Here is a 26,022-nt window from a genome sequence, read left to right as displayed (position 1 = left end):
CGCAGCAGCGGCCCCGCCAGCGTTGCTTACCGCCAGGCGGACCGGCCCTTGCATAGGCAATCAGGCAGGCGCTGGGTATACTCGGGCGCAATACTGCTTATTTCAAGGATTTCACCAATGAAGCGCCTGATTTCCTCCCTCGCGGCGCTGGTCGCGGTTGCCTGCCTCGTTTCGGCCTGCGGTCAGAAAGGCCCCCTGTTCCTGCCTGAAGACGGCAAGGACGGCAAGGCCAACAAGTCGCACCAGCACCAGCACGCTCAGCCCTCGCCGCAGCCAGCGCCGCAGCAAGAGCAAGACCCAGAGCAGCAGCCAGCGCAGTAAGGAAATCCAATGGACGCTTTCAACTACCGCGACGGCCAACTGTTCGCGGAAGGCGTGGCCCTGTCGGCCATTGCTGAACAGTTCGGCACCCCGACCTACGTCTACTCGCGTGCCCACATCGAGGCGCAGTACCGCAGCTATGCCGATGCCCTGCAAGGCGTCGAGCACCTGGTGTGCTTTGCGGTCAAGGCCAACTCCAACATTGGTGTGCTGAATGTGCTGGCCCGTCTGGGCGCAGGTTTCGACATCGTCTCCGGCGGCGAGCTGGAGCGCGTGCTGGCCGCTGGCGGGCGCGCCGACCGCGTGGTCTTCTCCGGCGTCGGCAAAACCCGCGAAGACATGCGCCGTGCGCTGGAAGTGGGCGTGCACTGCTTCAACGTCGAGTCCACCGATGAGCTCGAGCGCCTGCAGGTCGTGGCTGCCGAGATGGGCAAAGTGGCGCCGGTGTCGCTGCGGGTCAACCCGGATGTCGATGCTGGCACCCACCCGTACATCTCCACCGGCCTCAAGGAAAACAAGTTCGGTATCGCCATTGCCGATGCCGAAGAAGTCTATGTGCGCGCCGCACAGTTGCCGAACCTGGAAGTGGTCGGCGTCGACTGCCATATCGGCTCGCAGCTGACCACGCTGGAGCCGTTCCTCGATGCCCTTGACCGCCTGCTGGTACTGGTCGACCGCCTCGGCGAGTGTGGCATCCTGTTGCGCCACCTGGACCTGGGCGGCGGTATCGGTGTGCGTTACTGCGACGAACAGCCGCCATCGGCCGGTGAATACGTCAAGGCCATCCGCGAGCGCGTTGGCGATCGCGACCTGGCCCTGGTGTTCGAGCCCGGCCGCTACATCGTGGCCAACGCCGGCGTCCTGCTGACCCGCGTCGAGTACCTCAAGCACACCGAGCACAAAGACTTCGCTGTGGTCGATGCAGCCATGAACGACCTGATCCGCCCGGCCCTGTACCAGGCCTGGATGGGTGTCAGTGCCGTGCAGCCGCGTGCCGGTGATGGTCGTGCCTACGATATCGTCGGGCCGATCTGCGAGACCGGCGACTTCCTCGCCAAGGACCGCACGCTGAGCCTGGCCGAGGGCGATCTGCTGGCCGTCGAGTCGGCGGGCGCCTATGGTTTTGTCATGAGCTCGAACTACAACACCCGCGGTCGTTGCGCCGAGGTGCTGGTTGACGCTGACCAGGCCTTCGAAGTGCGCCGTCGCGAGACCGTCGCCGAGCTGTTCGCCGGCGAAAGCCTGCTGCCGGAGTGAACCCATGCTGCTGCGTTTTACCAAAATGCACGGCCTGGGCAACGACTTCATGGTCCTCGACCTGGTCAGCCAGCACGCGCACATCCAGCCCAAGCACGCCAAGCAATGGGGTGATCGGCACACCGGTATCGGTTTCGACCAGTTGCTGATCGTCGAAGCACCGAACAATCCGGACGTGGACTTCCGCTACCGGATCTTCAATGCCGATGGCTCCGAGGTCGAGCAGTGCGGCAACGGTGCGCGCTGCTTTGCGCGCTTCGTGCTGGACAAGCGTCTGACCGCGAAAAAGCTCATCCGCGTCGAAACCAAAGGCGGCATCATCGAGCTGGACGTGCGCAACGACGGCCAGATCTGCGTGGACATGGGCCCGCCGCGGCTGGACCCGGAGCAGATCCCGTTCCAGGCTGCCGAGCAGGCGCTGAGCTACGCGCTGGAAGTCGACGGCCAGAACTACTCGATTGCCGCCGTTTCGATGGGCAACCCTCACTCCGTGCTGCGCGTCGACGATGTCCTGACCGCACCGGTGCACGAGCTGGGGCCGAAGATCGAACACCACCCGCGCTTCCCGCAGCGGGTCAACGCCGGCTTTATCCAGATTGTCGACCGCCACCGCGCCAACCTGCGGGTATGGGAACGTGGCGCCGGTGAAACCCAAGCCTGCGGTACCGGCGCCTGTGCCGCTGCCGTGGCCGCTATCAGCCAGGGCTGGATGGATTCGCCCGTGTCCATCGACCTGCCAGGCGGGCGCCTGAGCATCGAGTGGGCAGGCCCCGGCCAACCGGTATTGATGACCGGCCCTGCCGTGCGCGTCTATGAAGGACAGGTTCGCCTCTAACCGAGTAAGCGCCATGACCGATCAGCCACAGGTTTTACCCGAACAGGCCACCGACCTCGATGCCGAGGCGGTGGTTGCCTACCTGCGTGCGCACCCGGCGTTTTTTGCCGAGCACGACGAACTGCTGCTCGAACAGCAGATCCCGCACCAGCGCGGCGACAGCGTGTCGCTGGTGGAGCGCCAGCTGAAGCTGTTGCGCGACCGTAATATCGAGATGCGCCATCGCTTGTCGCAACTGATGGACGTCGCCCGCGACAACGACCGGCTGTTCGACAAGACCCGCCGGCTGATCCTCGACCTGCTCGATGCCAGCAGCCTGGAAGAAGTGGTGATGGCCGTCGAAGACAGCCTGCGCCAGGAATTCAAGGTGCCCTTCGTCAGCCTGATCCTGTTTGGTGAAAACGCCACACCGGTCGGCCGCTGGGTCAGCAATGCCGAGGCGCAACAGGCCATCGGCGCCCTGCTGGGCAGCGGCAAGACGGTCAGCGGCAACCTGCGTGAGCACGAGCTGGCGTTCCTGTTTGGCGAAGAGCAACGCAAGGACGTCGGCTCCAGCGCGGTGGCCACCCTGGAATATCAGGGCCTGCATGGCGTGCTGGCGATCGGCAGCCACGACCCGCAGCACTACAAGAGCAGCGTCGGTACGTTGTTCCTCAGCTACATCGCTGAAGTGCTTGGCCGGGTGGTTCCACGGCTCACCCAGACCCTGCGACCGGTGCGCTGATGGAGCGCCAGCTGGAGGCTTATTGCGCGCATCTGCGCAATGAGCGCCAGGTATCGCCGCACACCCAGCAAGCGTACCGTCGCGACCTGGAGAAAGTCCTCGAATACTGCGGTGCCCAAGGCATTACCAACTGGGGCGCACTGCACATCCAGCAACTGCGCCAGTTGGTTGCCCGCCAGCATCATCACGGGCAGTCCTCGCGCAGCATCGCCCGGCTGCTCTCGGCGGTGCGCGGGCTGTACCGCTACCTGAACCGCGAAGGCCTCTGCGAGCACGACCCGGCCAATGGCCTGGCGCCGCCCAAGGGCGAGCGCCGCCTGCCCAAGGCGTTGGATGCCGACCGCGCTTTGCAACTGCTGGACGGTGGCGTCGACGACGACTTCATTGCCCGCCGCGACCAGGCCATTCTCGAGCTGTTCTATTCCTCTGGTTTGCGCTTGTCCGAGCTGACCAACCTCGATCTCGAGCACCTCGACCTCGCCGACGGCCTGGTGCAGGTGCAGGGCAAGGGCAGCAAGACCCGCGTGCTGCCGGTCGGCCGCAAGGCCCGCGAGGCGCTGCAGGAGTGGCTCAAGCTACGCGGCATCAGCGCGCCGCAGGACAACGCGGTGTTTGTCAGCCGCCAGGGCCGGCGACTCGGCCCGCGGGCCATTCAGTTACGGGTCAAGGCGGCCGGCGAGCGCGAGCTGGGCCAGCACCTGCACCCGCACATGCTTCGCCATTCCTTCGCCAGCCATATGCTGGAATCGTCCCAGGATCTGCGGGCGGTGCAGGAGATGCTCGGCCATGCCGACATCAGCACCACGCAGATCTATACCCACCTGGACTTCCAGCACCTGGCAGCGGTCTACGACAGCGCCCATCCCCGGGCCAAACGCAGCAAGGGCAACGACTCATGAGCATCCAGCTAATCACCTTCGACCTCGACGATACCTTGTGGGACACCGCGCCAGTGATCCTCAGCGCCGAGACCGTGCTGCGCGACTGGCTCGAAGCCAACGCCCCGCGCCTGGGCGGCGTGGCAGTCGAGCACCTGTACGCCATCCGTGAACGCCTGGTGCAAGCCGAGCCCGGCCTGAAGCACCGCATCAGCGCCCTGCGGCGGCGCGTACTCAACCACGCCCTGCGTGACGTCGGCTACAGCGACCAGCAAGCGCAGCAATTGGCCAACGAAGGCTTCGAGGTGTTTTTACACGCGCGTAATCAGGTCGAGGTGTTCCCTGAAGTGCAGCCGGTGCTGGAGATCCTGCGCCAGCGCTACACCCTGGGTGTGGTCACCAATGGCAACGCCGACGTCGCCCGCATTGGCCTGGCCGATTACTTCAAGTTTGCCCTGTGCGCCGAGGACCTTGGCATCGGCAAGCCGGACCCGGCGCCGTTTCTTGAGGCCTTGAAGCGCGGTGATGCGCCGGCTGAAGCCGCAGTGCACGTTGGCGATCACCCTGGCGACGATATCGCCGGGGCCCAGCGGGCCGGCCTGCGCGCGGTATGGTTCAACCCGCAGGGTAAGGCCTGGACCGGCGATAAAGCGCCTGATGCGCAGATTCAGCGGCTGTCGCAGCTGCCTGACGTACTCGCCCGCTGGCGCTGAACAGCAGCCACAAAAAAGCCCGCAGCGACGGCGGGCTTTTTTGCAGACAACCACTCAGATAGGGCGGCTGCCGTACTTGTTGTCGGGCTTCTTGGGCGGATCGGCGACCACATTGGCCTCCACTTCCTGCACCTTGCCACCGCGATTCAAGAACTCTTCCATGGCACGGGCCAGGGCGTCGCGCTCTTTCTGCTTGGCCTCCATGCTCGGCATGTCGTCTACCGTCACGGCAGCCTTGGACTTGCCTTTGGCAGCAGGTACCGGGGTGTCGTCGCCAGCGTCTTCGACGCCGTCATCGGCAGCAGCCTCAAGACCTTCATCAGCCTCGTCTTCGTCGCCTACTTCGAGGTCGTCAGTTTCCAGATCGTCGTCGCTCATGTTCTACCTCATGGCTTGCGAAAAGCAGGTTGGTTATAGACCAGTGTTGCCGTAGACCGGCAGCCACCAGTGAAAATTCAACTGGCCGTGGGTTTGGCCACTGCCCTTGAGCATGCGCTGCTGGATGAGCAGCGCTACCCTGCAGGCCCTGCTGCTGGCAGAGCCTGACGAAATCCCTGAGCCGGTGCTGGCCATACGATATTGGCAAGCCTAGCAAAGGCTGGAAGAAGCGCGAGATTAACTCTTCAGCACTCTCCGGCGCGCATTCTAGCGTGCTCGCAGAAAAAGCAAAGCTCCATAAACGCACTGCAGGTTGTAAGTTTTTGGCATCCGTCGCGAACGTAACGGATAAACCGTTTGCTCTGCACGAAACTGCGAAATTCAGACAAAAAAATGCCCGGCGAACCGGGCAATTTTTTTCGTCGTGATTACAGGTTGTAGCCACGCTCGTTGTGTTGCGCCAGGTCGAGGCCGACCGACTCTTCTTCTTCGGTGACCCGCAGGCCCATCACCATATCCAGCACCTTGAGGATGATGTAGGTGACGATAGCGGTGTAGACCACGGTGAAGATCACGCCCTTGGCCTGAATCCAGAACTGCGCGCCGATGTCGTCCACGGCGCCGAAGCCGCCCAGAGCCGGTGCCGCGAAGATACCGGTGAGCAAGGCGCCGACGATGCCGCCGATACCGTGTACACCGAATGCATCCAGCGAGTCGTCATAGCCCAGCTTGCGCTTGAGGCTGGTGGCGCAGAAGTAGCAGATCACACCCGAGGCCAGGCCGATCACCAGAGCGCCCATCGGGCCCACGGTGCCGGCTGCCGGGGTAATTGCCACCAGGCCTGCCACTACACCCGAAGCGATGCCCAGCGCGCTTGGTTTGCCGTGGAAGATCCACTCGGCGAACATCCAGCCCAGCGCCGCAGCGGCGGTGGCGATCTGGGTGACCAGCATGGCCATGCCGGCGGTGCCGTTGGCAGCTGCGGCGGAGCCTGCGTTGAAGCCGAACCAGCCGATCCACAGCATGGCTGCGCCGATCAGGGTGTAGCCCAGGTTGTGCGGTGCCATTGGCGTGGTTGGGTAGCCTTTACGCTTGCCCAGCACCAGGCAGCAGACCAGGCCCGCGATACCGGCGTTGATGTGCACCACGGTGCCACCAGCGAAGTCGAGTACGCCCCAGTCCCACATCAGTGCGCCGTCGCCGCTCCAGACCATGTGCGCGATAGGCGCATAGACCAGGGTGAACCACACTGCCATGAAGATCAGCATCGCCGAGAACTTCATCCGCTCGGCGAAGGCACCGACGATCAGCGCGGGAGTGATGATGGCGAAGGTCATCTGGAAGGTGATGAACACTGCTTCCGGGAAGGCCGCCGTCAGGCTGTCTGGGGTCACGCCGTTGAGGAAGGCTTTGGAGAAGCCGCCCACGAACGAGCTGAAGTTGAGCACGCCTTTTTCCATACCGGTGGTATCGAAGGCCAGGCTATAGCCGTACACCATCCACAGGATGCTGATCAGGCCGGTGATGGCGAAGCACTGCATCATCACCGAAAGCACGTTCTTGGAGCGGACCATGCCGCCGTAGAACAGGGCCAGACCTGGAATGGTCATGAACAGCACCAACGCCGTCGCAGTGAGCATCCATGCGGTGTCGCCGGAGTTCAGCGTAGGGACAGCTTCCTCGGCCAGCGCGAGGCCTGGCATTGCGAGGGACAATAGGGCGCCTAGCCCTGCGATCTGACGCAGAGTCATGTTGTTTTCTCCTGGGGCGTTGGGTTTGGTGAGGCTTTGTTGTGTCGCTTAGATCGCGTCGGTATCGGTTTCGCCGGTACGGATGCGGATCGCCTGCTCCAGATTGACTACGAAAATCTTGCCGTCACCGATCTTGCCGGTGTTGGCGGCCTTGGTGATGGCCTCGATTACCCGGTCCAGATCCTTGTCGTCGATGGCGACGTCGATCTTCACTTTGGGCAGGAAGTCGACCACGTACTCAGCACCGCGATACAGCTCGGTGTGGCCCTTCTGCCGACCGAAGCCTTTGACTTCAGTGACGGTGATGCCCTGCACGCCGATTTCCGACAGCGACTCGCGAACGTCGTCCAGTTTGAACGGCTTGATGATGGCAGTGACTAGCTTCATGAAACTCTCCCGATTTGGTGGACTTGCCCCAGGAAAACAAACCCGTCTCAAGTCTAAGCGCAGTGCTCGGCTTTGTAACGCATCGTTGGCATGGCTCGGCGTCGATCTCGCAAGTGACGCTGAACAAACGCCTCGCGGCGCGGCCTGCGCACTGCCTGGTCACAAGGACCCGCATCAGTGCATGGCTCGTAAAGGTCATTGCAGAAACCTTGCCAAAACCTGGAAATGCTCGGGAAACAGCGAGTTGCGTGGAATGTTCAGATTGGGCCAGTCGCCATCAGTGAAAACCTGCACGGTTTTGGTGCGCAGGTTATCTCCTGAATGCGCGAAAAGCGTGCGGCAAAGGGCCTTTATACCGGCGTGCTACACTTGGGCTCTTTTTTCGATCAAGCGGACAGCCCACCATGCTCGCGCCCAAAGCATTTCTAGACGCCCTTAGCGACCAGGCCTCGCGCCTGTTCAACGGTGACACTGCCCAGCCCCGCGCTGAACTGGAAAGCCAGTTCAAGGTGCTTATGCAGGGCGCCTTCAGCAAGCTCGACCTGGTCAGCCGGGAAGAATTCGACAGCCAGATGGTTGTGCTTGCACGCACCCGTGCGCGGCTTGAGGCGCTGGAGAAGCAGGTTGCTGAGCTGGATGCACGGATGAGTGCGGCGCCAGCGGCGCAGGCGGCTGAACCGGCGGCGGATCAAGCGGCTTCCTAAAGGCCCCCTGCAAAACCCCGAAGCACTCTTCCCGAAGCAGCCACACAACACCCCGCTACGCTGATGACGTGCCGCAGGACGCGGCGTTCATCAGCGACCACGGAGTGTCCATGTCCCTCGCCCTTGTTCATAGCCGCGCCCAGGTCGGCGTCGAGGCGCCTGCCGTCAGTGTCGAGACCCATCTCGCCAATGGCTTGCCCACGCTGACGCTGGTCGGCCTGCCGGAAACCACCGTCAAAGAGAGCAAGGACCGGGTGCGCAGCGCCATCGTCAACTCGGGCCTGAACTATCCCGCCAGGCGCATTACCCAGAGCCTCGCCCCTGCCGACCTGCCCAAGGACGGCGGGCGCTACGACCTGGCCATTGCTCTAGGTATTCTGGCGGCCGATGCGCAGGTGCCGGTTGCCCAGCTAAGCGAGATCGAGTGCCTGGGCGAGTTGGCCTTGTCCGGTGCCGTGCGGGCGGTGCAGGGGGTACTGCCTGCAGCGCTGGCGGCACGCGATGCCGGCCGGGCACTGGTGGTGCCGCGGGACAATGCCGAGGAGGCGAGCCTGGCCAGTGGATTGGTGGTGTATGCGGTTGCCCATCTACAGGAGCTGGTCGCCCACCTCAACGGCCAGGTGCCGTTGGCGCCTTACGCGGCCAATGGGTTGGTGCTGCAGAGCAAGCCTTACCCGGATTTGAGCGAAGTGCAGGGCCAGGTGGCGGCCAAACGGGCGCTGCTGCTGGCGGCGGCGGGTGCCCACAACCTGCTGTTCACCGGCCCGCCAGGCACCGGCAAGACCTTGCTCGCCAGCCGTCTGCCTGGCTTGCTGCCGCCGCTGGATGAGCATGAGGCGCTGGAGGTGGCGGCGATTCAGTCGGTGAGCGGGCGCACGCCGTTGAACAGCTGGCCACAGCGGCCGTTCCGACATCCGCATCACTCGGCCTCCGGGCCGGCCCTGGTCGGTGGCGGCAGTCGGCCACAGCCGGGGGAGATCACCCTTGCCCACCACGGTGTGCTGTTTCTTGATGAACTACCGGAGTTCGAGCGGCGGGTGCTGGAGGTGTTGCGGGAGCCACTGGAGAGCGGCGAGATCGTGGTGGCGCGGGCCAAGGACAAAGTGCGCTTCCCTGCCCGCTTTCAGTTGGTGGCAGCGATGAACCCGTGCCCCTGCGGCTATCTGGGCGACCCCACCGGCCGCTGTCGCTGCAGCACCGAACTGATCCAGCGTTACCGCAACAAGTTGTCCGGGCCGCTGCTAGATAGGATTGACCTGCATCTGACCGTAGCCCGCGAGAGCACGGTGCTGACCAACCAGCCCAGCGGCGAAACCAGTGCCGGCGTCGCTGCTGTGGTGGCCGAGGCCCGCGAGCGCCAACAACGCCGGCAGGGCTGTGCCAATGCGTTTCTCGACCTCAATGGCCTGCGCCGTTATTGCGGTTTGAGTGCAGAGGACCAGAGCTGGCTGGAGAACGCCTGCGAGCGCCTGACCTTGTCGCTGCGCGCGGCCCATCGGCTGCTCAAGGTAGCGCGGACCTTGGCTGATCTGGAGCAGTTGGACAGCATAGGCCGCGCCCATCTGGCTGAGGCGTTGCAGTACCGGCCAGGTTCGTAGATCAGCTCAGCGTGCCGGCATCACTTGCCGGCTGGGTCTTTCCAGCCACCACCCAACGCCAGAAACACGCTGATCTGCCCCATCGCCACCTGGCTGTTGGCCGCAGCCAGCTGCCCGCGCATGTCGGTGTAGGTGCGGGTCGCCTGCAGGTCCGCCAGGAACGACTCGCGCCCGGCCTGGAAGTAGCGGTGAGTCTGCTCGGCCGCTTGCTGGGCCGAACGTTCGGCCTCGGCCAACGCATCACGGCGGTCGAGCAGTGCGCTGTACTGCGCCAGCCGGGTCTGGGTTTCGCGGATGGCGTTGAGCACCACCCCGTCGAAGTGCGCCAGCGCTGCTTGCGTCGAGGCCTCGGCCTCGCGAATGCGGGCACGGGTGCCGTTGGTGGGGATGGTCCAACTGACCAGCGGGCCAAAGCCCCAGCGGTTGGTAGACGGCTCGCCGAGGTTGTCGAGGATGCCGATGGTGCCGACCTGAGCGCCGATGCTGATGTTCGGATACAGCGCACCTGTAGCGACACCGATGCTCGCTGTAGCGGCTGCCAACTGACGTTCTGCCTGGCGCACGTCGGGGCGGCGTTTGAGCAGTGCAGCGCCATCACCTACTGGGATCAACTGAGCCAGATGCGGCAGCTCGGCGCAGTCGGCAGTGCCTGCCGGCAGTTGCTCGACCGGTTTCGCCAGCAGCGCCGCCAGGGTGTACAGGCCGGTCTCGCGTTCAGCCTGAAAACGCGGTAACTCAGCGCTCAACGACTTGAGCTGGGTTTGCGAGCGAGTGACCTGGGTTTCATCACCACGGCCGGCATCACGCAGGCGCTGGGTCAGTTGCACGCCTTGCTGTTGCAGGTCCAGCGACTGGCGAGCGATGTGCAGCTCTTCGTTGGCCGAGCACACCTGCGTGTAAGCCTTGACCACGTCGGCCACCAAAGTGATGCGGGCAGTGTCGGCGGCGGCCTGGACGGCGTCGGCGTTGGCCTGGGCGGCTTCGGTGCCGCGCTTGAAGGTGCCCCACAGGTCGAACTGGTAGGAGGCGCTGATGATCGCTTCGCCGATGTTTGCGACCGGGACTTTTTCCGGTTGCAGGAAGGCTTCGCCAGACTCCTGCAGGCGTTGCGCAGCAAGCTTGCCGGAACCCCCAAAGCCGCCCTGCGATTCAGCGACCTCAAGCTGGGCGCGGGCCTTGGCGATGTTGGCTGCCGCCACGCGCAGTTCGCTGTTGCTGGCCAGGGCCTGGCGTACCAGCTGGTTCAGACGCGGGTCCTGGTACAGCTGCCACCAGTCCTCCGGCACCGGTGCCGAGACCACGCTGTCGGCGTCCTGGCGCAGGGCGCCGTTGAGGTCGCTGCGCTGGACCGCAGCGTCCTCTGGTACCTGATAGTCGGGGCCGACCATCTGGCAGGCGCCGAGTGACAGGCTCAGGCCAAGCAGCAACAGGCGTTTCATGGGCGCTGGCCCTCGAGGATAGTCACTGTGGCCGTGCGCCCGGCGATCATGCGGAAGTCGGCTGGCACCTGATCGAAGGCAATCCGCACCGGGATGCGCTGGGCCAGGCGTACCCAGCTGAACGCCGGGTTGACGTTGGGCAGCAGGTTGGCGCCGCTGCTACGGTCACGGTCTTCGATGCCGGCGGCAAAGCTTTCGACGTGGCCACGCAGGCGGGTGTCGTCACCCATCACGCGGATGTCGACGGCATCGCCGATATGGATGCCGCCGAGCTTGGTCTCTTCGAAATAACCATCGACGTGGTACGAGCCGCTATCGACCACCGACAGCACTGCACGCCCGGCGGTGACGAACTCATGGGCACGCGGGGCGCGGTCGTTGAGGTAGCCGTCGACCGGGCTGCGCACTACCGAGCGATCAAGGTTGAGTTGCGCGCTGTCGACCGCGACCTGAGCCTGATTGACCGCCGAGCGGGCGCGGGCTTCACGCGATTGGCTTTCTTCCAACTGCTCGGCCGCGACCAGGTTGCCCAGCTTTTTGTTGCGCCGGGTTTCGCGGGTGGCTTGAGCGAGGGTTTCCTGGCGCTCGCTCAAGGTCGCTTGGGCGTGGCGCAGGGCCAGGCTGAAGCGGTCCTGGTCGATGCTGAAGAGCACGTCGCCGCGCTTGATCACCTGGTTGTCGCGCACCTCCACGCGCTGGATCAGCCCGGACACGTCCGGGGCGATCTGGATCACGTCGGCGCGGATGTGGCCGTCGCGGGTCCACGGGGCGAACATGTAGTACACCACCATCTGCCAGATCAGCACGGCGGCAAAGGTCACTACCAGCAGGGTCAGGACCACACGGCCCAAGGTCAACAAAGGTTTTTTCATGGCAGCATCAGGCTTCGGCAAAAGTGGTCTACCGCGCCAAGCAGCACGGCATACAGGGCAACGTTGAACAACGCCCGGTGCCAGACCAGGCGGTAGAAATGCAGGCGCACCAGCACAGCGTGCACGCCAAGAAACAGCAGGTAGGTGCCGATCATCATCACCAGTAGCGTGGGCAGGAACACCCCGCTGATATCCAGTTCACCAATCACAGCGGGGCTCCATCGATGCCATCAGGCAGTTGCGCGGGGGCACTGGGCTCAAGCATCACCTCGACACCCGGCAGCAAGGCCAGGCGCAGGCCGCTCAAGGCGTGCAGCAAATGCACGCGGGCATCGCCACGATCGTGCAGATCGTCCAGCGCCAGGCTCTGCCGGGCGCGCTCCATGTTGCGCAGCAACTCTGCCGGCGCATGCAGGCGTTCGCCGGCGCGCAGGCACTGCGCATAGTGGGCGCCGACTTCTTCGATCACCGTTTGCAGCGCCTGGCGTGCTTGCAGGCCAGTCCGCGGCAGGTAGGCCTGTAAGTCCAGCAGGTTCAGGCCCACGCGCAGGTCACGCAGGGCCACGCCGCTGTCCTGGCCAGTCTGCGACAGCCGCGGCAGGTGTTGCATGAGGCGGTCGAGCATCTGCACACCGACTTTGCGCTGCTCAGCCAGCGGCGCTGGCTGGGTGATTTCGACGATGTCGCGCCAGGCAAAACGGGTCAGCCGTTTGGCCGCCAGCTCGACGCCGAACGGGCGCATCAGCAAGGTCCAGATAAACGCGAACAGCAAGCCCACCGGGCCTGCCAGGTTGGCATTGAGGAAGGTGAAGAAGTCGGCATCGTAGGCACCCTGGATGCTGACAAAGGTCGCGGTGTTGACGATGGTCAGCAAGGTGCCGAGGTAGAAGCGCGGCTGCACGGTGAGGGTGCCGACGCAGATGAACGGCACGGCGAAGGCCAGCACCAGCATCGGGAAGTCGTGCAGGTTGGGCAGGACCAGGAACAAGTACAGGCTGGAGAAGATCACCGACAGCATAGTCCAGAAGAAGAACCGGTAGATCTGCGGCGCGGGGTCGTCCATGGCGGCGAAGAAGCTGCAGGCGACCGCGGCGAGGATCACTGCGCTGGCGCCGTCGTGCCAGCCCAGGCCAATCCACAATGCGCAGGCGACGATGATCGCTGTAACCGTAGAGAACACCGAGTAGAGCATCAGCCCACGGTCGAAAAACGGCGTCAGCCGGCCCAGCCGCCAATGCCGGTAGACCGCCCGCCAGGGCGTAGCGTCATCGGTGCGTAAAGCATGTTGCAGGGCGCAGCAGTCCTGCCACAGGTCGACCCATTCGGTCAGTCGGTAAAGCGCGTTGGAGAGCAGCAGTTCGGGCCGCTGATCGAGCGCGGCAGCGCTTGGTTGCCGAGATTCGAGTTTGTCTCTGAGGGTGCGCCAGCGCAGCACCGAAGCATCCTCGGCGCTGCCTTGCAGCCAATCGCGAGCATCGGCCAGCAGCGGCTGAATCAGGTTGAACTGCGCTGGCGCGCGGCCTTCGAGGGCGTGCAGGGCGTCGTCGAGGGCATCAATGACCGGCAGCAGGTGGATCATCCGGCCACGCAGTTCGCGGGCATTCTTCAAGGTATGCGGGCCGGCGCCTTCGTGACCGAGCTGGCCGATCATCAGCTCGAGGCTGTTGAAGGTGGCAACCATCGAGGCGCGCAGGGCGGCGACATTGTCGACCGCGACATCACGGGCCAGGTAGCTGTCGCTGTAGCGGATCGCTTCGGCGAACCAATTGCCGGTAGAACCGACCACCACCGGCGCCAGCCGCCGCGGCCAGAAGATCGCGCCCACCACCGCTGCGCAAACGATGCCCAGGCAGATCTCCTGGGCCCGCGACGAGGCGACGTCGAACACCGCAAGCGGGTCGTCGACTACCGCCAGAGCAATCATCGGCAAGGTATAGCCCGCCAGCATCAGCACGTAGTTGTTGGCGGTGCGCAGGTTCAGCGAGAGGAACAGCAAGGTCCCTGTCCACAGGGCGATGGCCCCCGACAGCAAAAACGGCGACTGTACCAGCGGCGGTACCAGCAGGATCGCCCCGCCGGCGCCGAGCAGCGTACCGAGGGCGCGGTACAGGGCCTTGGAGCTGGTAGGGCCAACGAAAGGGCTGGAGACGATGTACACCGTAGCCATCGCCCAGTACGGGCGCGGCAGCTGCATCAGCAGGGCGATGTACAGGGCGATCATCGACGCGGCAAAGGTGCGCACGCCGTAGAACCAGTCGCGGGCGGGCGGCATCGAGCTGAAGAAGCCGTTCATGCCAGGCCCTCAATAGGCCCTTGAGCGGCGGCTTCGAAGGCCCGGATCACTCGCAGCGAGGCCTCCAGATCAGCCTGGCTGATGCCCTTGAGGATGTCACGCCGCAGACGCACCAACTCGCCTTCGATCGACTCGGCGAGTACCCGGCCCTCGGCAGACAGGCTCAGCGCCTTGGCCCGGCGATCGAGCGGGTCTTCACTGCGACAGACCAGCCCGGCTCGGCACAGCTGGTCGAGCAGGCGCACCAGTGACGGGCTCTCCAGCCCGGCAGCGTTGGCCACCGCAACCTGATGCACGCCATCGCCCAGGCGCACGATCATCAGCAGCGGCACCGCGCAGGCTTCGGAAATACCATAGCTGGTCAGGGCTGTATGGCAGATACGCCGCCAGTGGCGTGCGCCAACCACCATGCCGCTACTGACTTGCAGGTGCAGTGAATCGAGTGTCATGGAGTAACCGGAAATATATTCATAGTTTGCTAACTATCAATATACGCCCTGCCCCACCCCCCGCGTCAACCGCCGGCGATGAGCTGCGAGGATGAAAGGTTATTCATGCACTTCAGCGCTGAACCTGGTCTTCAAGCTTCATGGTCAAGGCCAGGTTGCTGCCCATCTGGATCGCCTGATCACGCCAACCCCTGTAGCGGGCCATGTTGCGGCTGCTGAAATGCACCGCCAGCTCTTCTGCTGCCTGCATCACCCCGGCGGCTGCAGCCAGCTCCAGCCAGTACAGGGCGGCCTTGATATCGGCCTCGACATACAACCCATGCAGAAAACGATGGCCGACCTCAAACCGACAGCGTGCCTCGCCCAGTCTGGCCCCGCGCATGAACCAGCGCAGCGCCTCGACCGGGTCAACCATCCATTCCTGCTCAGCGTCGCAGACTTCCTCTTCGAACAGGTCGCCCAACGCTGCGGCAGCGTGCAGCAGGCCGCCCTCGAATGCCTGGCGATAGCATTCGGCGGCTTGCTCGTAACACACCGCCACGCCTTTGCCGAAGTAGTGCTGCTGGCCAAGATTGAACCAGGCGGCAGCATTGCCCTGCAGCGCGGCCATGCGCAGCAGATGCCCAGCCAGGACCGTATCTGCCAGCCAGTACTTGCCGTTGAGCCAGATCCAGCCAAGGTCGTTCAGTGCAGCGATGTTGCCCGCCAGCGCAAGCCGGCGCAGGTCGGCATACACCGCCTGCAGGTCGACGGCTTCATCCAGGCGATTGACCAGGCCAGGGCGCTCGCCCAACTGCCCGCAGTAGCTGGGTAGACCGACACCGGTGAACAGGTGCTGACGCTGGCGCGGAGGAATCGGCACAGGGATTATCCGCGCCGGTAAAAGACGCGCGAGCAGCGAATGGATATTGCTGGCAGCAGACATGTTCATCCTCATTGAACGCTTCACAACCCAACCACAGCCGTGGTGAGGCGTGATTCTGCGGCATGCTACGACGAAACCTGTCGCGAACGATCCGAACCCAGGCAACCAAATGCAGGTTCATTGATCTGAGCGAGGTGTGGCTAATTGCCATGCGCGCCCTGTGCCGCCATTCTGGTGCGGCAAGCCTAGACAAGGACGTTTACCTTTGCCGTTCGCCACTACTCGCGCCACCCTCAGCCGTCAATGGGCCCTGCTACGTCAGCTGCCTAGCCGCTCGCCCGGCATTACCAGCGCCGAGTTGGTCTGGGGGTTGCGTGACGTCGGCTTTATCGTCAGCAAGCGCACGGTCGAGCGCGACCTCAACGAGCTTGCGTTGATCTTCCCGCTTGAGCGCAATGACAAGAGCATCCCGTTTGGCTGGCACTGGTCAGCGGCAGCGGTAAGCGAGCTGCGCGGCAATTTCGATTTGCAGGCGTACCTGCGCGGGGATGCGCTGCAGCCGGTGCAGGGTGATGGCATTGAGCTGCAGGCGTGGATCAGCGATCTGCTCGCTCGACAGTTGCGTGACGCGCCGTTGACCCCGGACATGCAGTTGACCGCGCTGGAACACGGCCACCGCCTGCGCGCGACGGTCAGCGACGGCTGGCCGCTGCGCTGGTGGCTGCTGAGTCAGGGCGACAGCCTGGTGGTCGAGCTGCCGCAGTCACTGCGTGAGGAAATCGGGCGTACCTTGAGCAGCGCTGCGGCTCAATATCAGGACTGAGCCACAGCGCCTGGCGCAGCCCTTAGCGTTGCATCCCCCAGCGACGCACGGTAACGCGCTCCAGCGTGTTGAACACCAGCCCCTCGACCAGCAAGCCGATCAAGATCACCACCGCCAGCCCGGCAAACACCTTGTCGGTGTACAGCTCGTTGCGGTTCTGGAAAATATACCAACCCAATCCGCCCTTGCCGCTGCTGGCGCCGAATACCAGCTCGGCAGCGATCAGCGTGCGCCAGGCGAACGCCCAGCCAATCTTCAAGCCAGACAGGATCGACGGCAGCGCTGCGGGCACGAGGATGTGTACGACCAGGCGCAGGCCGCGCAGGCCGTAGTTGCGCCCGGCCATGCGCAGGGTTTCGGATACACCCATGAAGCCTGCGTAGGTATTGAGTGCCAGTGCCCACAGTACCGAGTGCACCAGCACGAAGATCAGGCTGTTGTCGCCCAGGCCGAACCACAGCAGGGCCAATGGCAGCAGAGCGATTGCCGGCAGCGGGTTGAACATCGAGGTCAGGCTGCTGAGCAGGTCGCGGCCAAACTGCGTCGATACGGCGAGGCTGGTCAGGCCGAAGGCCAGCATGATGCCCAACAGATAGCCCTTGAGCAGTACCACCAACGAGACGCCGACCTTTTCAGGCAGTTCGCCGCTGAGCAGAGAATCCCACAGTGCCGCAGCCGTCTGCAGGAAGCTGGGCAGCAGCAGGTCGTTGTCGGTATAGCGGGCAGCCAGCTCCCAGGCGACTGCCAGCACCAGCAGAATCACTGTCTTGCGCAGCCAGCCTTGCTGCCACAAGCGTTGGCTTAACGGTAACTGCCTTTGCAGCGGCACACTGAGCAAAGGCTCCAGCTGCACTTCATATTCCTGGCGAACAGGTGTCGTGGTCATGCCCTGTCTCCCCTCAGTAGGCGATGCGAATGTCGTTGAAGCCCAGCTCGGCGCTGTGTTCAGGCTCTGATGCCTCGTCGAACAGCAGCCGGTGAATACGCCTGGCACTGGCCTGGAAGTCGCTGGCGCCCAGGCTGCCCAGGTGGTACTGGTGGCTGTGCACCTCAGCGCGAACTCGCCCTGGATGCGGCGACAGCAACAAGATGCGGTTGCCGACGATCAGTGCTTCCTCGATTGAATGGGTGACGAACAGCAGGGTGAAACGCACCTCCTCCCACAGCAGCAGCAGCTCTTCCTGCATCTTGCGTCGGGTGAGGGCATCGAGTGCAGCGAACGGCTCGTCCATCAACAGGATCTTCGGCTGGGTTGCCAGCGCACGGGCAATCGCCACCCGCGCTTTCATGCCTCCCGAGAGTGTGTGCGGGTAGGCATCGGCAAACGCAGCCAGGCCAACTTTGTCCAGGTAGTGCAAAGCCCGCTGCTCGGCCTCGTTGCGTTTGAGCTGACCGGATACCAGCAGCGGGAACATGACGTTCTGCTTCACCGTCTTCCAGGGTGGCAGTTGGTCAAACTCCTGAAACACCACGATGCGATCAGCACCTGGGCCGCGCACCGCTTCGCCCTGCAGACGGATCTGTCCTTCGCTGGGTTCGATAAAGCCGGCAACTGCCTTGAGCAAGGTTGACTTGCCGCAGCCGGAGGGCCCAAGCAGAACGAAACGATCCGCCTGGTCGACCTCGAAGCTGACCTGGTGAGTGGCGCGCACCACCTGCTGCGCGGTGCGATATTCAAGGCTCACGTTATCCACAGTCAGCAATGCCGGCGTAGCGACATGGCTCAGCTTGCTGGCCGCGTGGCCTGGCAATTGGGCGGTCATTGGCGTTCAGCTCCCCTGCAGAGGACGAGCGTCCTCGAAGAAATAGTCCTGCCAGGATGCGGGCTTGTTCTTGATCGCGCCGACCCGGTAGAGGAATTCGGCCAACGGGTAGGTGTTTTTCGGCGTGATGGTGAACTCGTACTGCGGGTTGTCGATCAGCCGGATCAGCGCGTCGCGGTCGATCTTGGCCTTGGTCACGCGGATATAGGTATCGGCTGCGGCGGCCTTGTCGTGCTGAGCAAACTCGGCGGCTTCGGCCAGTGCGGCGACAAAGGCTTTGTAGGTTTTCGGGTTGTCGTTGCGGAATTTTTCGGTGGCGAACAGCAGAGTCGGCGAGTTAGGCCCAAGCAAGTCATAACTGTTGAGCACAATGTGCACGTTCTTGTTGGCCAGCACCTGGTCCTGGAACGGCGGGTTGGAGAAATGCCCGTTCAGTTCGGTGCCGCCGGCCAGCAGTGCTGCGGTGGCATCGGGATGCGGGACAGCGAGGGTGTATTTGTCGAGACGGTTGTACTCCTTGTCACCCCACTGCTTGGCGGCAGCGTACTGGAGGAAGCGCGACTGGACTGACACCCCTACGGCCGGCACCGCGATGCGGTCTTTCTCGGACAGGTCGGCAATGGTTTTCACATTCGGGTTGCTGCTGACCAGGTAGTACGGGAAGTTGCCCAGCGAGGCCACAGCCTTGACGTTCTGCCGGCCTTTGGTCCGATCCCAGACGGTCAGCAGTGGGCCGACGCCGGCGCCGGCGATATCCACCGATCCGGACAGTAATGCGTCGTTAATCGCCGCGCCCCCTGATAACTGTGCCCAGTCGACCTTGATGTCGAGGCCTTCTTCCTTGCCGTGCTTTTCGATCAGTTGCTGGTCACGCACTACGTTGAGCAGCAGATAGACGATACCGAACTGCTCGGCGATGCGAATCTTGCCTTCGGCATGTGCCGCGACCGGCGCTGCCAGGGTGCCAACGGCCAGGGTCGCGCCCAAGGTGATGCTCGCCGCCAGGCGGCTGATGGATTTGCGCATGGTGAATTCTCTCGGTCGTCAGAACGGGGCATCGCCCTGGATGGTGGTGCGGAAAAGTTTGCGCCGCAGGTGCGCTGGGCAGCCGGCGGCCAGATGGATCAGCGAGCGGTTGTCCCAGAACACCAGATCATGCGGCTGCCACTGATGGCGGTAGATGTTCTGTTCAAGAACACTCAGGGCGTACAGCTGCTGCAGCACATCACGGCTCTCGTCTGCCGGCAGGCCAACGATGCGGGTGGTGAAGCCTTCGCTGACGAACAGCGCCTTGCGGTGGTTTTCCGGATGGGTGCGTACGACCGGGTGGATCACCTCCTGAACCTGCGCGAGCTGCTCGGCAGTAAGGGTCGGGCGCCAGTTGCCTTCAAACTTGGTCTCGGCATACCGCGCTGTATACGAATGCGCGGCATCACGGCCGGAGATGACCTTGCGCAGGGCATCGGGCACGGCGTCCCAGGCTTTGTGCATATCAGCGAACAGGGTATCGCCGCCTTCGCTGGGCAACTCCTGGGCGTGCAGCATCGAACCGAGGCTGGGGAGCTCTTTATAGGAAAGATCGGAGTGCCAGAATTTACCCGCATCGCCCAAGCCAACGTTCTGGCCGTTTTCGACAATGTTGGAAACGATCAGTATCTCTGGATGACCCGGCAGCAGGAACTGTTTGAGCACATGGATCTGCAGCTCGCCGAAGCGGCGGCTGAACGCAATCTGTTGTTCGGGAACGATGCGCTGGTCACGGAAAACCAGCACGTGATGGTCGAGGTGAGCGCGATGGATACGCTGGAAGTCTTCGCTGTTGACCGGCTGAGCCAGGTTCAGGCCGATGACTTCGGCACCGACTGCGCCGGCAAATGGACGAACCTCGAAGGGTTGCGAGGGTGCGCTGTCGTTGCTCGACAAGGCGCTGGAGACGGCTGGCATGTGTCACTCCCACATAGTGCGCGATGCAAAAGGCGCGCAACGATCAGAAACGCACGGGGGACTCCCGTGTGGATTCACATCGTGCGGCGCGCCGATTGGTCGGCAGGTACGCAGTGGAGTGACTATAAAGTCATAAGAACATTATTTTAAATACCGTTAGTGCATATACATATGAACGGCTGCTCAGATCAAACCACCTTCAGGCTCTTCTTCGATCAGGTTACTCAATCCACCCAATGCACGCCGTGCGCTGGAGCGGCTGAGCAACTTGGCCTGAGCGCCGGCCGGCAGGTCGGTAATGCTCAGCACGCCTTTGTTGGTCAGCACTTCGATCAAGTCCTCGAGCACCCGGATCATGTCCAGATCGCTCTGTTTGAGCTGGTTGAGGCTGTTGCCGACAACATCGTCGGCCAGCCAATGCAGGACCTCGACGTGGTCACCCGGCAGGGTTTCGGTATGGCCTTCAAAAGCCTTGGCGTCGACCCGCGACAGGCGCCCATCGGCGTCGCGCTGCACGTAATACAGGCTGTGATCCGTTGTCACGGTGAATCCTTCTGGTTGCGATAGGGGCAGGATAACGCTTGAGGTAGCCCAACACGACTCCGGCCTCGTTGCAGGCAAGCTGCGACGAGGCCGGAATCGAATCAGTGCACAACGCCAGCTGCAGTTGCCTGCTGCTGGCGGGTGAACATCAGCCGTTGTGGTTGTCGACCTTGATCAGCGGATCGGCACCGCTGATCAGCGAGTTGATGGAGCTGTTCGACCAGTTGACGCCCTGCACGGTGATAGTGGTATCGACGTGATTGGTGCCATCTTGAACGTTGAGCTTGCCATCGCTGCTGATCTGCAGAACGGTGTCACCTTGCACGGTGGTCATCTTCAGATAGTTGTCGATGGTGCTGCCCTTCTCGCCCTGGAGCAGTTCGCTGAGGTCGATGCGGTCGCCTTCGGACGCCTTGAAGTCGGTGATCACATCGTTGCCGGTGTGGCCCGCTTTCCAGACGAACAGGTCGGCACCGCTGCCGCCGGTGAGGGTGTCGTTGCCCTTGCCGCCGATCAGCGTGTCGTTGCCGGCACCGCCGAAGATGTTGTCGTTACCGTCGCCGCCCAGCAGCGTGTCATTGCCGCTGGTCCACGCCGGTGCCGCCAGGCCAGCTGCGCCTGGGCCGGTACCTTGAATGGTCACGTACAGGTGCGCGGTGTCGGTATCGCCGTCCGGCTGGGTCAGTTTGTAATCGAACTGATCCATGTGGCCGACGCCGTCTTTGCTCGCAGTCGGGGTGTAGGTGTACGAGCCGTCTTTGGCGATCACCAGGCTGCCGTACTGACCGTCGACGGTGGTGCCGCCTGTTGGTACATCGACCCAGGCGCCGTTGACCTTGATTGCCAGGGTCGAGACTTCGCCGTCAGTGCCCCACACGTCGTTGCCAGCCACAGTGCCAGTGACAGGGGTGGCAGTCCACTCGACCACGGGGGCGCCAGGTACGGTGACTTTGAAGTCGTCGAAGCTGACCGAGGCATTACCCGTGTAGAAGCTGCTGGTGTCGTCATGCACGCTCAGTTGCACGCGGTACTGGGCGTTCGCTTCCAGCGCATCGGTGGTGATGGTGGAGGTACCGTTGGCGATCGAGCCGCCTCCGGCCACGGTCCAGTTGACGCCATCGGTGCTCTTGAACAGCGTCCAGGCCGCAGTGTCTTTCTCGGTCGAAAACCAGTAATTCACTGTCGACAGCGAAGCTACCGCCTTGAACGACATCGTCTCGCCGCCCACTGCTTTGTACAGCGGGGTCAGGATCGAGGCATCGCCGTTGCTATTACCGTTGCGATCCGTCAGCACGAGGGTCGGATTGCTGCCGCTGCTGACACTGGCATCCGCCGTGGTGCCGACCACCGAACTCACCTGCCAGCGGCCGGTGTCGGCTGCCGGGTTAGGCGTGTCGCGATCGACTGCGTTCTCGAACCGCCACTGGCTCTTCTCGCCGCTTGTGAAGCTGGCCAAGGTAACGTCGGTTGGCGCGCCCATGACCGTTTTCGAGGTCAGTGTGGCGGTCACGTCGTCGTTGCCAGCGATTGGGTCGCTGCGGTCGTTGACAGTCAGGGTCAGCGACGAGGACGCGGTGTTGCCAGCAGCATCCTTGACCGTGAACTTGACCACTGCCGACAGCGAATCGGCCGTGTCGAAGTTGTCCTTGCCCGAGAAGGTGTAACTGCCATCGGACTTGATCACTACCTTGCCGACATTGCCCAGGTCGAGGGTCTTGGAGTCGGTGGCACTGGTGAACGAGTAAGTAACGCCGTTGTACTCAACCGACGTCAGCTTCCAGCCGTTGCTGGCCCAGCCAGCGGTACCGCTGGTGGCGTTGTCGGTGACGTTGCCGGACACCGCGCTGCCGCCAACGCTACCCACCAGCGCCTGAGTCAGGGCGCTGAGCGAGGTATCGACGACCAGTACGTGGTTGTCATTCACACCTTGAGTGATGGAACCGGCGGTTTCACCTGGCTTCCAGCCGATCGGCTCGAGGTAGTTCTTGTCGGTATTGCTCAGCCCGCCGAAGCCCACAGCGAAGGAGTCATTGAAGCCTTTCTGGTCAAGGAAGTTGATCCAGTTGTTTTCATTGGCGCCCTGGCCGCTGGTAGGCACGCCGTCGGACATGAAGATGTTGACCAGCTTGTTGCCGCCCGGCGGCGGCGCTGTGTAGTTGTTGATGACCGTGTTCAGGGCACTGTTGTAGTAGGTCTGGGTGCCAGCCTTGAGGGCGTCGATGGCCGCATAGGCGTCATCCAGGTTGGTGAACCAGCCGCCATCTTTACCGGAACTGTGGAAGGTGGCACTGGAGCCGAACGACACGATAAACACCGAATGCACGGTACCGGAGTCGAACAGGTTCTTGACCGCTTCCTTGAGCATCTGCAGGCGCGAGGTATACGGCCCGCTACCATCCGGGTCGCTGCCGCCGTCGCCGTTGCCCTTCGGCCCCATACTGCCCGAGCGGTCGAGGACCAGGACCACATCAGCGCCACCTCCGGTGCCGCTCTCGATGATCGAAGCGCTGCCAGGCGCGGTGATGACCGGGCCTTTGTCGTTGTCGATGATGGTGCCAGTGGCGACGTTCTGGCTGCCCACCGCGAGGTTCTCGAACACCTGATTGGTGTCGTTGACCTGCTTGATGGTGGCGGTCAGCGTCTCGCTGCTTTCGATCTTGGTGTCGTCGAAGGTCTTGACGTTGAACTCGACGCTGCTCTTGCCGCCATTGATGGTCACGCTGGTTGGCAGCGTACCTTCAATGTCGCTGGCATCAGCATTGCCGGACCATTCCAGGTTGACCGAAACCGACTTGCCGGTTGGCACACTGATCGAGTTGCCCGACTTGTCGACCAGCTCGACCTTGTAGGTCAGGTTGCCGCCTTCGTTGACCGAACCGGTACCGACCATGCTGATCTTGGCGTAGACGGTATCGATGGTGTCGGCGATATCGGCAATCGCGGTTGCGCCGGTTTCGATCTTCTCGTAGTTGCCACCGGTGCCGCTGACCACGGTCGCAACCAGCTTGCTGGCGTCTTTGAAGACGTCTTCGGTGTTTGGGTTAGGTACGCTCAGCGTGCCTTGGCCTTGGCTGTTGATCGAGACGTTGTAGTTGCTGGCGCCGACTTTGACGACCAGTACCACTGGGTCGCTGCCAGCCTGCGGCGGCTTGCTCATCTGGAAGTTGAAGATGACGTCGGCGTCAGCTTCAGTCGCAGCTTGCGGCGTGATGATTACGCTGACAGGGGTTTCGGTGTCAGCAATTTGTGCTGTGCCAGTCGCGCCGGTTTCGATCTTCTCGAAGTTACCGCCGGTGCCGCCGGTGACGGTGGCGACCAACTCGCTAGCGTCTTTGTACACGTCTTCGCTGTTCGGGTTCGGGACCTGAATGGAGCCCTTGCCGTTGCTGTCGATGTTGACGGTGTAGTCAGTGCTGCCAATGCGCACGTTCAATACGACTGGCGCGCTGCCGGCCTGAGGCTTGTCGCTCAGCTCGAAGTTGAAGGTGACCTTGGCATCTGCTTCGGTGGCCGCAACGCCGGTGACCTTGACGGTGACTGGGGTCTCGGTGTCAGCGATTTGTGCTGTGCCGGTCGCGCCAGTGGCGATCTTCTCGAAGTTGCCGCCAGTGCCGCCGGTGACGGTGGCGACCAACTGGCTCGCGTCCTTGTACACGTCTTCGCTGTTCGGGTTCGGGACCTGGATGGAGCCCTTGCCGTTGCTGTCGATGTTGACGGTGTAGTCGCTGTTGCCGATGCGTACGTTCAGAACGACTGGCGCACTGCCGGCCTGCGGCTTGTCGCTCAGCTCGAAGTTGAAGGTGACGTTGGCATCAGCCTCGGTAGCCGGAACGCCAGTGACCTTAACGGTGACAGGGGTCTCGGTGTCAGCGATTTGCGCTGTGCCGGTCGCGCCAGTGGCGATCTTCTCGAAGTTGCCGCCAGTGCCGCCGGTGACGGTGGCGACCAACTGGCTGGCGTCCTTGTACACGTCTTCGCTGTTCGGGTTCGGGACCTGGATCGAGCCCTTGCCGTTGCTGTCGATGTTGACGGTGTAGTCAGTGCTGCCGATGCGCACGTTCAGTACGACTGGCGCGCTGCCGGCCTGAGGCTTGTCGCTCAGCTCGAAGTTGAAGGTGACCTTGGCATCAGCTTCGGTGGCCGCAACGCCGGTGACCTTGACGGTGACTGGGGTCTCGGTGTCAGCGATTTGCGCTGTGCCGGTCGCGCCAGTGGCGATCTTCTCGAAGTTGCCGCCAGTGCCGCCGGTGACGGTGGCGACCAGTTGGCTGGCGTCCTTGTACACGTCTTCGCTGTTCGGGTTCGGGACCTGGATCGAGCCCTTGCCGTTGCTATCGATGTTGACGGTGTAGTCGGTGCTGCCGATGCGTACGTTCAGTACGACGGGATCGCTGCCAACCTGAGGCTTGTCGCTCAGCTCGAAGTTGAAGGTGACCTTGGCATCTGCTTCGGTGGCCGCAACGCCGGTGACCTTGACGGTGACTGGGGTCTCCGTGTCAGCGATTTGCGCCGTGCCGGTCGCGCCAGTGGCGATCTTCTCGAAGTTGCCGCCGGTGCCGCCAGTGACGGTGGCGACCAGTTGGCTGGCGTCCTTGTACACGTCTTCGCTGTTCGGGTTCGGGACCTGGATGGAGCCCTTGCCGTTGCTATCGATGTTGACGGTGTAGTCGGTGCTGCCGATGCGTACGTTCAGAACAACTGGATCGCTGCCGGCCTGAGGCTTGTCGCTCAGCTCGAAGTTGAAGGTGACCTTGGCATCTGCTTCGGTGGCCGCAACGCCGGTGACCTTGACGGTGACTGGGGTCTCGGTGTCAGCGATTTGCGCTGTGCCGGTCGCGCCAGTGGCGATCTTCTCGAAGTTGCCGCCAGTGCCGCCCGTGACGGTGGCGACCAGTTGGCTGGCGTCCTTGTACACGTCTTCGCTGTTCGGGTTCGGGACCTGGATCGAGCCCTTGCCGTTGCTGTCGATGTTGACGGTGTAGTCGGTGCTGCCGATGCGTACGTTCAGGACGACCGGATCGCTGCCAGCCTGAGGCTTGTTACTCAGCTCGAAGTTGAAGGTGACGTTGGCATCGCCTTCTTTCGCCGGTACGCCGGTGACTGTCACAGTCGTGGTATCGATGGTGTCTTCGACGGCAACAGTGGTGGTCGCGCCGGTCAGATCGACGGCTTCGAAGTTACCGCCATTGACCGCAGTGACGGTCGCAGTGACTTCACTGCCATCTTTGTAGACATCTTCAACGTTGGTATTCGGGACCGACAAGGTGCCCTTGCCATCAGCGCCAACAGTGACGGTGTAATCAGTGCCACCGACGTTAACGGTCAAGTTAGCAGTGGTACCCGCCTGCGGCGGATTGCTCAGCTGGAAGTTGAAGGTGAGGTTGGCATCCCCTTCTTTCGCAGCTTCAGCAGTGACGGCCACAGTCGTGGTATCGATGGTGTCTTCGACGGCAACAGTGGTGGTCGCGCCAGTCAGGTCGACGGC

At 63.0% G+C, this 26,022-nt stretch carries 24 protein-coding genes; 9 read left to right on the top strand and 15 right to left on the bottom strand.

Going from position 1 to position 26,022, the window contains the following annotated elements; genetic code table 11:
* Window positions 1-117 precede the first annotated feature (117 nt).
* Genes ACIOAU_RS18530 through ACIOAU_RS18505 form a run of 6 tightly spaced genes read left to right on the top strand, consistent with a single transcriptional unit; the run spans window position 118 to window position 4,728 of the window.
* Entirely contained in the window at window positions 118-321 is a 204-nt protein-coding gene (locus tag ACIOAU_RS18530) for a lipoprotein (protein ID WP_103435382.1), read from the top strand.
* A gap of 9 nt (window positions 322-330) precedes the next feature.
* Window positions 331-1,578 carry a diaminopimelate decarboxylase gene (lysA, locus tag ACIOAU_RS18525; RefSeq protein WP_401183808.1) on the top strand — a complete coding sequence of 416 codons (1,248 nt, stop codon included), beginning with the start codon at window positions 331-333 and terminating at the stop codon, window positions 1,576-1,578.
* Window positions 1,579-1,582: 4 nt separating this feature from the next.
* The gene (gene dapF, locus ACIOAU_RS18520) at window positions 1,583-2,413 is read left to right on the top strand and encodes a diaminopimelate epimerase (protein ID WP_101322640.1); all 831 of its coding nucleotides are present in this window, start codon (window positions 1,583-1,585) and stop codon (window positions 2,411-2,413) included.
* A 13-nt stretch (window positions 2,414-2,426) separates the two neighbouring features.
* The gene (locus tag ACIOAU_RS18515; RefSeq protein ID WP_101322641.1) at window positions 2,427-3,137 is read left to right on the top strand and encodes a DUF484 family protein; all 711 of its coding nucleotides are present in this window, start codon (window positions 2,427-2,429) and stop codon (window positions 3,135-3,137) included.
* Window positions 3,137-4,036 carry a tyrosine recombinase XerC gene (xerC, locus tag ACIOAU_RS18510; protein WP_101322642.1) on the top strand — a complete coding sequence of 300 codons (900 nt, stop codon included), beginning with the start codon at window positions 3,137-3,139 and terminating at the stop codon, window positions 4,034-4,036. The genes ACIOAU_RS18515 and xerC overlap by 1 nt, the downstream gene beginning before the upstream one ends.
* Complete coding sequence (locus tag ACIOAU_RS18505; RefSeq protein ID WP_101322643.1) at window positions 4,033-4,728, top strand: HAD family hydrolase; 696 nt, start codon at window positions 4,033-4,035, stop codon at window positions 4,726-4,728. Before xerC ends, ACIOAU_RS18505 begins: the two co-directional genes overlap by 4 nt.
* Window positions 4,729-4,782: 54 nt before the next feature.
* Here the strand turns inward: ACIOAU_RS18505 and sutA are convergent, their stop codons facing one another.
* The 3 genes from sutA to glnK all read right to left on the bottom strand — a co-directional run bounded on the left by sutA (window position 4,783) and on the right by glnK (window position 7,244).
* Window positions 4,783-5,106 (bottom strand): transcriptional regulator SutA, encoded by a 324-nt coding sequence (gene sutA / locus ACIOAU_RS18500; protein WP_101322644.1) that lies wholly within the window; start codon window positions 5,104-5,106, stop codon window positions 4,783-4,785.
* Between the two features lie 428 nt (window positions 5,107-5,534).
* Window positions 5,535-6,857: an ammonium transporter gene (locus ACIOAU_RS18495; protein ID WP_150573217.1), complete on the bottom strand. Its 1,323-nt coding sequence runs from the start codon at window positions 6,855-6,857 to the stop codon at window positions 5,535-5,537.
* Window positions 6,858-6,905: 48 nt separating this feature from the next.
* Entirely contained in the window at window positions 6,906-7,244 is a 339-nt protein-coding gene (gene glnK / locus ACIOAU_RS18490) for a P-II family nitrogen regulator (RefSeq protein ID WP_002555808.1), read from the bottom strand.
* 404 nt (window positions 7,245-7,648) lie between these two features.
* Here glnK and ACIOAU_RS18485 point away from each other — a divergent pair, with 404 nt between their 5' ends.
* Window positions 7,649-7,948 carry an accessory factor UbiK family protein gene (locus ACIOAU_RS18485; RefSeq protein ID WP_181109146.1) on the top strand — a complete coding sequence of 100 codons (300 nt, stop codon included), beginning with the start codon at window positions 7,649-7,651 and terminating at the stop codon, window positions 7,946-7,948.
* A gap of 110 nt (window positions 7,949-8,058) precedes the next feature.
* Window positions 8,059-9,546: a YifB family Mg chelatase-like AAA ATPase gene (locus ACIOAU_RS18480; protein WP_312389591.1), complete on the top strand. Its 1,488-nt coding sequence runs from the start codon at window positions 8,059-8,061 to the stop codon at window positions 9,544-9,546.
* Window positions 9,547-9,566: 20 nt separating this feature from the next.
* Here ACIOAU_RS18480 and ACIOAU_RS18475 read toward each other — a convergent pair whose 3' ends face one another.
* The 6 genes from ACIOAU_RS18475 to ACIOAU_RS18450 all read right to left on the bottom strand — a co-directional run bounded on the left by ACIOAU_RS18475 (window position 9,567) and on the right by ACIOAU_RS18450 (window position 15,524).
* On the bottom strand, window positions 9,567-10,985 hold the full coding sequence (locus ACIOAU_RS18475; protein WP_150571427.1) for an efflux transporter outer membrane subunit: 1,419 nt from the start codon (window positions 10,983-10,985) through the stop codon (window positions 9,567-9,569).
* Complete coding sequence (locus ACIOAU_RS18470; RefSeq protein ID WP_150571428.1) at window positions 10,982-11,857, bottom strand: HlyD family secretion protein; 876 nt, start codon at window positions 11,855-11,857, stop codon at window positions 10,982-10,984. Before ACIOAU_RS18470 ends, ACIOAU_RS18475 begins: the two co-directional genes overlap by 4 nt.
* Window positions 11,854-12,066, bottom strand: coding sequence for a DUF1656 domain-containing protein (locus ACIOAU_RS18465; protein WP_101322650.1), 213 nt, complete (start codon window positions 12,064-12,066; stop codon window positions 11,854-11,856). Before ACIOAU_RS18465 ends, ACIOAU_RS18470 begins: the two co-directional genes overlap by 4 nt.
* On the bottom strand, window positions 12,063-14,150 hold the full coding sequence (locus ACIOAU_RS18460) for an FUSC family protein (protein ID WP_401183799.1): 2,088 nt from the start codon (window positions 14,148-14,150) through the stop codon (window positions 12,063-12,065). Before ACIOAU_RS18460 ends, ACIOAU_RS18465 begins: the two co-directional genes overlap by 4 nt.
* Complete coding sequence (locus tag ACIOAU_RS18455) at window positions 14,147-14,599, bottom strand: MarR family winged helix-turn-helix transcriptional regulator (protein ID WP_101322652.1); 453 nt, start codon at window positions 14,597-14,599, stop codon at window positions 14,147-14,149. The genes ACIOAU_RS18460 and ACIOAU_RS18455 overlap by 4 nt, the downstream gene beginning before the upstream one ends.
* A gap of 112 nt (window positions 14,600-14,711) precedes the next feature.
* A complete protein-coding gene (locus tag ACIOAU_RS18450; RefSeq protein ID WP_401183797.1) occupies window positions 14,712-15,524 on the bottom strand; it encodes a tetratricopeptide repeat protein in 813 nt (270 codons plus the stop codon).
* A 205-nt stretch (window positions 15,525-15,729) separates the two neighbouring features.
* Here ACIOAU_RS18450 and ACIOAU_RS18445 point away from each other — a divergent pair, with 205 nt between their 5' ends.
* A complete protein-coding gene (locus ACIOAU_RS18445; RefSeq protein ID WP_101322654.1) occupies window positions 15,730-16,287 on the top strand; it encodes a WYL domain-containing protein in 558 nt (185 codons plus the stop codon).
* Window positions 16,288-16,309: 22 nt separating this feature from the next.
* Here the strand turns inward: ACIOAU_RS18445 and ACIOAU_RS18440 are convergent, their stop codons facing one another.
* The 6 genes from ACIOAU_RS18440 to ACIOAU_RS18415 form a co-directional block, all read right to left on the bottom strand.
* Window positions 16,310-17,173, bottom strand: a complete 864-nt coding sequence (locus ACIOAU_RS18440; protein ID WP_401183794.1) for an ABC transporter permease — start codon at window positions 17,171-17,173, stop codon at window positions 16,310-16,312.
* Window positions 17,174-17,186: 13 nt separating this feature from the next.
* Window positions 17,187-18,050 carry an ABC transporter ATP-binding protein gene (locus tag ACIOAU_RS18435; RefSeq protein WP_150573222.1) on the bottom strand — a complete coding sequence of 288 codons (864 nt, stop codon included), beginning with the start codon at window positions 18,048-18,050 and terminating at the stop codon, window positions 17,187-17,189.
* A gap of 6 nt (window positions 18,051-18,056) precedes the next feature.
* Window positions 18,057-19,076, bottom strand: a complete 1,020-nt coding sequence (locus ACIOAU_RS18430; protein WP_101322657.1) for an ABC transporter substrate-binding protein — start codon at window positions 19,074-19,076, stop codon at window positions 18,057-18,059.
* A gap of 18 nt (window positions 19,077-19,094) precedes the next feature.
* Complete coding sequence (locus ACIOAU_RS18425) at window positions 19,095-19,994, bottom strand: TauD/TfdA dioxygenase family protein (protein WP_375140317.1); 900 nt, start codon at window positions 19,992-19,994, stop codon at window positions 19,095-19,097.
* Between the two features lie 183 nt (window positions 19,995-20,177).
* On the bottom strand, window positions 20,178-20,519 hold the full coding sequence (locus ACIOAU_RS18420) for a tryptophan synthase subunit beta (protein ID WP_101323136.1): 342 nt from the start codon (window positions 20,517-20,519) through the stop codon (window positions 20,178-20,180).
* Between the two features lie 166 nt (window positions 20,520-20,685).
* On the bottom strand, window positions 20,686-26,022 hold a 5,337-nt coding region (locus ACIOAU_RS18415), incomplete at its 5' end, for an immunoglobulin-like domain-containing protein (RefSeq protein WP_401183790.1).

This window comes from Pseudomonas sp. NPDC088322 (assembly GCF_044740745.1).
Classification (GTDB): domain Bacteria; phylum Pseudomonadota; class Gammaproteobacteria; order Pseudomonadales; family Pseudomonadaceae; genus Aquipseudomonas; species Aquipseudomonas shirazensis.
The sequence above is the reverse complement of the archived record's forward strand: the minus strand, read 5'-3'. Positions and strand labels throughout refer to the sequence as shown.